Annotated in this window: 6 protein-coding genes; 1 reads left to right on the plus strand and 5 read right to left on the minus strand. The window is 71.1% G+C overall.

Annotated elements, in window-relative coordinates; all coding sequences use genetic code 11:
* Window positions 1-78 precede the first annotated feature (78 nt).
* From EEJ42_RS37145 to EEJ42_RS37165, 5 genes are all read right to left on the minus strand, one after another.
* Window positions 79-672 carry a TetR/AcrR family transcriptional regulator gene (locus EEJ42_RS37145; protein ID WP_039942228.1) on the minus strand — a complete coding sequence of 198 codons (594 nt, stop codon included), beginning with the start codon at window positions 670-672 and terminating at the stop codon, window positions 79-81.
* A gap of 26 nt (window positions 673-698) precedes the next feature.
* A complete protein-coding gene (locus EEJ42_RS37150) occupies window positions 699-2,342 on the minus strand; it encodes an AMP-binding protein (RefSeq protein WP_123106595.1) in 1,644 nt (547 codons plus the stop codon).
* A complete protein-coding gene (locus tag EEJ42_RS37155; RefSeq protein WP_184503458.1) occupies window positions 2,339-3,115 on the minus strand; it encodes an SDR family oxidoreductase in 777 nt (258 codons plus the stop codon). Before EEJ42_RS37155 ends, EEJ42_RS37150 begins: the two co-directional genes overlap by 4 nt.
* A gap of 142 nt (window positions 3,116-3,257) precedes the next feature.
* On the minus strand, window positions 3,258-4,310 hold the full coding sequence (locus EEJ42_RS37160) for a LysR family transcriptional regulator (protein WP_184503459.1): 1,053 nt from the start codon (window positions 4,308-4,310) through the stop codon (window positions 3,258-3,260).
* 140 nt (window positions 4,311-4,450) lie between these two features.
* Window positions 4,451-7,279 carry a penicillin acylase family protein gene (locus tag EEJ42_RS37165; protein ID WP_123106597.1) on the minus strand — a complete coding sequence of 943 codons (2,829 nt, stop codon included), beginning with the start codon at window positions 7,277-7,279 and terminating at the stop codon, window positions 4,451-4,453.
* 188 nt (window positions 7,280-7,467) lie between these two features.
* Between EEJ42_RS37165 and EEJ42_RS37170 the strand changes: the two genes are divergently transcribed.
* Window positions 7,468-8,085: a hypothetical protein gene (locus EEJ42_RS37170; RefSeq protein ID WP_123106598.1), complete on the plus strand. Its 618-nt coding sequence runs from the start codon at window positions 7,468-7,470 to the stop codon at window positions 8,083-8,085.
* The last annotated feature ends 12 nt before the right edge of the window (window positions 8,086-8,097 follow it).

The following is an 8,097-nucleotide window of genomic DNA, read 5'->3' on the forward strand; positions in this document are numbered from 1 at the left end:
GCTGGAAAATCCAGCCCGTCCGGCGCTTGAGGACACATACCCGGAGGGCGTGCGGGGTCCGGGGCGGAGCCCCGGTTGTCAGGGCCGCAGCGCTCGCAGCAGGAGGTCGGCCAGGTGGTCGGCCACCTGTTGGGGGGCCAGGGAGCCCCCGGGGCGGTACCAGGTGCCCAGGTGGTGCACGGAGCCGAAGTGGTAGTCGACCACCAGGTCCGCCGGGGTGTCGGCGCTGAACACCCCGGTCCGCTGGCCCTCCTCGACCAGCGCGCGGAACCGCTCGTGGTAGCGGCGCCGCTCGGCCCGCACCTGCTTGTACTTCTCCGGGCTCAGGTGGTGCATCGACCGGAAGAAGATCGTGGTGTCGTCGAGGTTCTCGATGGTGGTCACGACGACGTCGGCCGCCGCGCCCCGCAGCCGCTGCTCGACGGGGGCGTCCGCGTCCGCGAAGGCGTCGAGCCGTTCCTGCTGGAGGCGGAGCACCCGGCCGTAGATCTCGTGGAGCAGATCGTCCTTGGAGCCGAAGTAGTGGTACAGGGCTCCCTTGGTGACCCCCGCCGCCTCGACGATCTCCTGGACGGACGTCCGGTCGAACCCGCGCTCCGCGAAGAGGCGGGTGGCAGCGGCCAGCAGCCGCCGCGGCACCGGCTGTCCGTCGCCGTTCGTCGTTCTGGCCATGGTCGCCACCCGCTTCTCTTCCGTTCTCATCCTCGCAGTTCTCGTCGGAGGATCTTGCCACTGGTCGTCTTCGGGAGGTCGGGCAGGATCTCGACCTCCCGCGGGTACTTGTACGCGGCGAGCCGGTCCGCACAATAGGCGGCCAGCTCGTCCGGCGTGACCTCGGCCCCGGGCCGCAGACTCACGTACGCCTTGACCGTTTCGCCCCGGTAGGGGTGCGGCTTGCCGACGACGGCCGCCTCGCGGACGGCTGGGTGAGTGTAGAGCACGTCCTCGACCTCGCGCGGCCACACCTTGAACCCGGAGGCGTTGATCATGTCCTTCTTGCGGTCGACGACGTACAGCCAGCCGTCCTCGTCCATGAAGCCGATGTCCCCGGTGCGCAGTTCGCCCCCGGGCATTCCGGCCTCGGTGGCGTCGGGGCGGCGCCAGTAGCCGGGCACGACCATGGGGCCGCTCACCACGATCTCGCCGGGCTCGCCGAACGGCAGGTCCTTCCCGTCGTCCCCGGCGATCCGTACGACGGTGTCCGCGCCGGGCACGCCGACCGCCAGGGTGCCGGAGACCGGGTCGACGGGGGCCCGCACACCGGGCGGGACGCTGGCGCAGGGGGCGGTGCACTCGGTGAGCCCGTAGCCGTTGTGGAGATACGGGCCGAGGACCGCCTCGAACCGCTCGACCAGCGCGGGCGGCAGCGGGGCGCCGCCGGAGGAGATGATCCGGAAGGACGCGAAGTGGTCGCGGGTCGCCTGCGGATGGGCCATCAGCGCCATGAAGGCAGTGGAGGGACCGACGGTGTACGCGGGGCGGTGTTCGGCGAACGCGTCCAGGACGACACCGGTCTCGAAGCGGTACGCCAGCGCGAGCGTCCCGGCCCCGGCGAGGCTCGCGCCCAGCTCGCAGACCATGCCGGTGATGTGGAACAGCGGCGCCAGCGCGAAGATCGCCGAGCCCGGGGGCAGCTCGTGGAGGAGGTGCTGCCGGTCGGCGTTGTAGGAGACGTTGACGTGGGTGTTGATGGCGCCCTTGGGGGTGCCGCTGGTGCCGGACGTATAGCTGATCAGCGCGATGTCGCCGGGCGCGGGCTCATGGACCGCGGGCGGCCGGGCACCGGCGCGGGCCACGGCGAGGAGGTCGTCGGTGTCCTCGGGGACCGGGATGCGCTCGTCGCGCAGCACCCGCTCGTCGTTCCGGGTCTGGAAGTCGTACGCGTCGGCGGTGAGCGCGATGCGCACCGGGGTGTCCGCGGCCGTCTCCCGTATGTACGCCTCCCAGCCGGTGCGGGCGCACACCAGGGCGGTGACCTCGGCGTCGGTGAGGATGTGGGTGAGTTCGCCGCCCTTGTACATGGGGTTGACGGGGACCACTGCGGCGCCCGCCTTCCACGCGCCGAGCAGCGCGATCACGAAGTGCGGGGTGTTCTGGAGCATGATCGCGAGCCGGTCGCCGGGGGCGAAGCCGCGCCCGGCGAGGTGGCCCGCCAGCCCGTCCGACAGCTCGTCCAGCTCGCGGTAGGTGACCCGGCCGTCGAAGTAGGCGATCGCGGGGTGGTCCGGGGCGTCGCGCACGGCCTCCCGGAAGGCGTGCAGCACGCTCGGCCGCGGGGTGATCGGCTCGCGCTGCTTCTCGTTGAGCGTGGCGAGCCAGGGCTGGTCCTGGTACGACGTCATCGCGGTGGCCTCTCTTCGGTCTCTTCCAGGGTGCGCTGCACGCGGTTCATGCCCCGCAGCCACCGCTCGGTGTCGGTGGCGCGGGTGACGTAGTACCCGGCCACCTCGGCGTGCGGCAGAATCAGGAACCGATTCTCGGCGATGCCCTTCAGCACGGCCTCGGCGACCTCTTCCGGTTCGATGGCGGTGGGCAGGAGAACCAGGTCTCCGGCGGTTCCGCTGTCCTCCAGCATGTTGGTGCGCACGCCCTGCGGGCACACGGCGTGCACCTGGACGCCGCGGTGGCGGTAGGTGGCCGAGAGCCATTCGGCGAAGGCGAGCGCGGCGTGCTTGGAGACGCTGTACGGCGCCGAGCCGACCATGGTGAGCAGCCCGGCGGCGGACACCGTGGACACGAACCGCCCCTCGCCGCGCTCCAGCCAGTCGGGCAGCAGCGCGCGGGCGGCCCGGACGTGGGCCATCACGTTGACGTCCCAGGCCTCGGCCCACAGCGCCTCGTCGGCCTCGGGGCCGCCGCCGTGGCCGACGCCCGCGTTGGCGCAGAAGACGTCGATGCCCCCGCCGAGCGCGTCCCGGGCGGCGGGCACCACCCCGGAGGCGTCGCCGGGGACGGCGGTGCCGCCGATCTCGGCGGCGACGGACTCCGCCCCGGCCGCGTCGAGGTCGTTGACCACGACCCGGGCGCCCTCGGCGGCGAAGCGGCGGGCCAGGGCGGCGCCGATGCCGCCTCCCGCCCCGGTGACGACAACTCGCGCTCCACGCACGGTATCCACGATTGAGACGCTCCTCGGATGCGGCGCGACCGTCGGCCCGGATCGGCCCGGCCGCACGGGCAGACTAACCAGTCGGTATGTTGAAGGGAAGAGGGCACGAGGCCGACCGGCGGATGACGTTTCGCCGACCGAGCGGGCCCGGCTATCGGGCGCGCGGGCCCCCGGGGCGCTGGTCGCCGATGACGCGGCGCCAGCGGGCGTTCTCCCCCGCGAGGGCGTTCCACAGCACGTTGAGCGGATGGTCGTCGTCCTGCGCGGCGCGCTCCCCGGCCCGTACGAAGACCCCCACGAGCACGTCCAGTTCGGGCGCGATGTCATCGGCCAGCTCCAGCGTGCGCAGTCCGGCGCCGGTCCGCAGCCGCCCGTCGGCGACCGCGTCGCCGATCCCCTGGGTGACGAGCACCGCGCCGCGCAGCACGCCCGAGGAGAGCAGTTCGAGGCCGTACTGCACGGTGTCGATCTCGGCCGCGATGTGCAGTTCCTGACGGTAGCGGCCGCCGAACCAGCCGCGCAGGAAGCCGGGGATGAGGCCGTCGGCGGAGACCGCGAGCGGCACCCCGGGCAGGGCGCTCACCGCGACGGAGGGGCCGGGCAGTTCGTCGGCGGCGAGGTTGGTGACCAGGGAGAGGCCGCTGCGCCGCCACTCCATCACCTCGAAGCCGTCGAGCCCGCGGTTCCGGCTGCCGTCGGCCAGCACGCTGCCGCAGACCAGGTCGAGTTCCTTGGAGCCGAGCCGGTCGAGCAGGTCCCTGGTGCGGACGTGCTCGACCTTCAGCTCGACGCCGCGGCTCTCGAAGTCCGCGGTGACCAGTTCCACGGCATTCAGCAGAAAGCCGAGGGTGTAGCGGGTGGAGCCGACGGCCAGCCGGCCGCCGAGCCGGCGGCGGCAGTCGCGCAGTTCCTCCTGCCATCCGCGCAGGGTGCCGCGGGCGAGTTCGGCGAGGCTCTCGCCGGTGGCGGTGAAGAGCACATTCCGGCTGCGGCCGCGTTTGAGGACGAGCGGTTCTCCGCACAGGGTGCCGAAGTTCCGGTTCATCGTGTCGAGCTGCTTTTGCACGCTGGACTGCTCGCGGCCCAGCAGCCGGGCGGCGCCCAGCGCCGTACCGGTCTCATGGACCGCGAGCAGTGTGCGGAGTTGATCCATTGTCGTGTCCAGCAGCGCCGCGGGGTACTGCCACCGATCGCTTGAGGACATTCCGGTCTTCTGCTCCCCCGTACAAGAAAACGCGCCCTGACGTTTCCGAGCATAGTGCAGCGCATTTCCCTGCCCGGCTCGGCAGGGATATTCCGGAATTCACGACGGAAACAACGGGAAATACCGGAACTGCGTCACGCTCAGCGGTGGCGCGCGAACTCCACCACTTGCTGGAAGGTGGGACGGTTCTGCCAGCTGATCTTGTCGTGGGTCAGTCCGCCGACCGTGCGCTGGATGATGGAGTCCGCGCACCACTGGTCGCCCGCGGCGCAGTTGTCGTCGCCGGGGTAGACCTCGGTGGCGGGCTTGGCGGCGGCCTGCTTGAGGCTGCTCAGCAGGGCGTCACGGCAGGCGCTCAGCTCGCCGCCGCCGCAGTACCGCTTGGCGAGCGGCCCCTTGACGTCCTCGCCGAGCACCGCGCGCAGGTCCTTGTCGACGTAGGACCACCAGCCGTACTGGAAGGACGACCCGGCGTGCGAACCGGTCGGCCCGTGGCCCGCCGAGGGCGCCTCGTCCACGCTCAGGTTGGTGCGCAGCGCGTCGTACAGCTCACCGCCGAGGCCCGGCTTGAACTCGGCCTCGACCAGCAGCGGCCACCACGCGTCCATGATGCGCACGGCGTCCGCGTGACCGTAGGTCTTCGATCCGCCGCTGGTCTCGCGACGCTGTGAGCCCGCCGCCTGCCAGGACTCCAGCCGCTGTACGGCGGTGGCGAGCGCCGGGTCGTCGATCGGCTTGCTGCGCAGCACCTTCAGCAGCTCCGGCAGCACGTCCTCGCCGCGCAGATCGGTGACGGCGGCCTCGGCCATCGCCCGGGTGAGCGCGGCGCGGGTCACCCCGCCCTTCTTGACCAGGGCGCGCACCCGGTCGTCGAGGAGGTTGCCGCGGTGCACGGAGCCGTTGCCGAAGCCCGCCGCGCTGTAGTCCTTGGCGAGCTTGTTGTTCCAGCTGATGTAGTAGTCCTGGTCGATGGACTGGGGGTGTTCGGCGGGCGGGGTGTACGCGGCGGTGTTGTGCGCCGGGTCGAAGTCCCGCCACTCGTACGCCTGCTCGGCCTTGACGGGCAGCGACGGGTCGACGCCGTCGGCGCGCCGCATGTTGAGCCCGCTGTTGTAGTAGGCGGCCTGCCGGGAGTCGGCGTAGAACCAGTTGAAGGTGTAGTTGATGTGCTGGGCGGCGCTCTGGAAGGACTTCGCGTCGGTCACGTAGCCGGGGTCGTTGAGCATCTGGAAGCCGATGATCGAGTCGGCCTCGTGGCGGTAGGTGGCGCGCAGCGAGGTGTAGGCGACCGGTTTGCCGCCGACCGTGGCGCGATGGGTCACGAGGCCGTACTTGGTGCGGTACACCTGCATCCGGTAGGAGCCCGCGGCGGTGGAGTCGGCGACCGTGGGCTTCCAGGCGTTGCGCCGCTCCAGCTTGTCCATGGGCAGGCAGTCGCCGTGGTAGCGGTAGTACGTCGCGTCCTTGGACGGGGCGGAGCCGTCCGGTGAGCACAGCTCGACCGCGTAGGTGTCGGTGACGTCCTGGGCGGAGGTGGTGGCGCTCCACGCGTAGTCCTGGCCGCGCCCGAGCTGGACGTACATGCCGACGCCCGCGAACGAGGCGCCGCGGGCGCTGATCCCGGGGCCCTGGAGTTCCTGGAGCATCAGCAGCTGCGGGGCGAAGTAGCCGGTCTGCGGGCCGAAGACGGCGACGGGGTGGCCGCCGGCGGTGTACTTGCCGGAGACGACGAGCGCGTTGGACATGCCCTTCTTACGGCTGAACAGATCGCGGGGCAGCACCCCGTCGTCGTAGATGCCGCGCAGCTTGTCGAGCTTGGCGGGCGCCTTGACCCTGGTGCGGGCCCCGGCCTTGGCCGGGGTGGCGCTGCCCTCGCGGTCGTACACGAGCTGTTCGGAGCTGACGGAGCCGCGGTCGGGCAGGGCGGTGCCCTTGGGTGAAGCGGGCTTGTCCGCGTACGGGAAGCCCTTGCCGTCGCGGACGGTCAGCACGGCCTCGGGGTCGTTGCGCTGCCGGAAGGACTCCCACACCTTGGTGCCCTCTTCGAGGCCGTACTTCTGCTGGGCGGCGAGCAGCGACAGCGCGCCCTCCACCTCGCCGCCCCCGCCGTTGCCGAAGAGCGCGCCGACGACGGAGGCCAGGGCTATCAGGTCGGTGAGCTTGAACGGCTGGATCTCACCGGCGTTGGTGATCGCGTCGATGTGCCCGGTGAGCACGTACTCGCCGGGGAAGTTGCGGGCGTCCTTCGCCTTCTTGGCGTAGGCGTTGATGCCGTCGACGTACGCCTGGGCATCGGCGAGCGCCTGCTTTCCGCGCTCGCCGCCGGTGGCCAGGATGTAGTCGATCTGCGCCTGATAGTCGGCCTCGGTGTACGGCGCCTGGCGGAAGAAGTCCTGCTCCAGGCCCTGGTTGGAGGCGGCACCACCGGCGAAGGAGGTCAGCTCGCCGCGTCCCACGTGGCGGAAGAGGTCCATCAGCCACAGCCGGTCCTGGGCGGCGGCGAATCCGGCGCCGAACTCGGTGCCCTCGCGGGTGGTGCCCTGGATGTGGGGGACGCCGGTCTTCTTGTCCCGGGTGATCGTGACGTCGTCGCGGGGCTTGGTGACCGACTCGACCTGGTCCGCGGGGACCCCGAACGACGAGTCGTTGAAGAAGGTGTTCAGCTTGTCGTCGGTGAGCGTGGGATAGCCCTGGGCCAGGTCGTTGTACGGGCCGAGCTGGTCGGCGCTGTGTGCGGGGCGGGTGCCGAACACCCGGTTGGCGAGGATGTCGGCCAGTGTCGCGTTGCCGGTCGCGCCGGGCGGCAGGATGTCGGAACACTGCCCGCCGCAGTAGTCGGTGGCGGCCTGGGCGGCGGTCGGCGCCGCCTGGGCCTCTTGCGGCAGTGGGGCCGCGAACGTGGCGCCGAGCACCAATACCGCGGCCGCGGCGACGGCGACACGGGTGAGCTTGCCGGTTCTGAAACGCATATCCGCTCCTCCCGGATGCAGTTGAGGGGGAGGTTACCGGCGGTACAACAACGCCGGAAGATGAGCGGCCGTCAACTTCCTTCCCGAGATTGCTCCGCGACTTTCTGGAAACACGATGGATCCGGATCGCGCTGCGTTACGTCCATTCGACAACGAGTCGGGTCCGCACAACGCGGAGGTGGTAAGAAGTGGCCGGTTTCAGAGCACTCGCACGAGAGGTTCGCAATCCACGCAGACACGTCACCGCCCGGCGCACCTCGCTGCGCAAATGCCTGGAACGGTTCGCGCCGTACGGGCACCGGGCGACCTGGCACCATCTGTGCGCCAGGACCGGGATCATCCCGGAGGACCGTCAGCCTGAACCCACACGTTTGATCACGGCACTCGAAGAACTCGAGGAGGCCCGCACCCTGTGGCTCGCGTACGAGGCGGACTTCGCCGCCCGGCGCAGGCTGGAGAAACACCACGGCATCCGTCAGCCCAGTGCCGTCGACGACTGGCACCTGCACACCTGGGGCGGCTGCGACATCATGCCGTGCGAATCTCCCTCGACCCATCCCGACGGCCGCCTCGCCGACGTCCTGCGGAGGCTGATCGTGGCCATGGAGGCGGGCCCGGGATCGGCCTGCCCGGTCTGCGCCCAGGAACGGCTGGTCTGGCGGGAGGACCTGGACCGCTATCCCGCGGCCGGACCGGTCTGCGAGGACTGCGGCATCGTGGTGCCCGTTCCGCTGCTCACCACCGAGGCACTGACGGCCTCCCGGCGCGCCGCCCGCGCGACGGTGACGCGGTACGCGGCGGCCTGAGGCCGCCCGGCC

The sequence above is a fragment of the Streptomyces botrytidirepellens genome (assembly GCF_003721215.1).
GTDB classification, from domain to species: Bacteria; Actinomycetota; Actinomycetes; order Streptomycetales; family Streptomycetaceae; genus Streptomyces; species Streptomyces himastatinicus.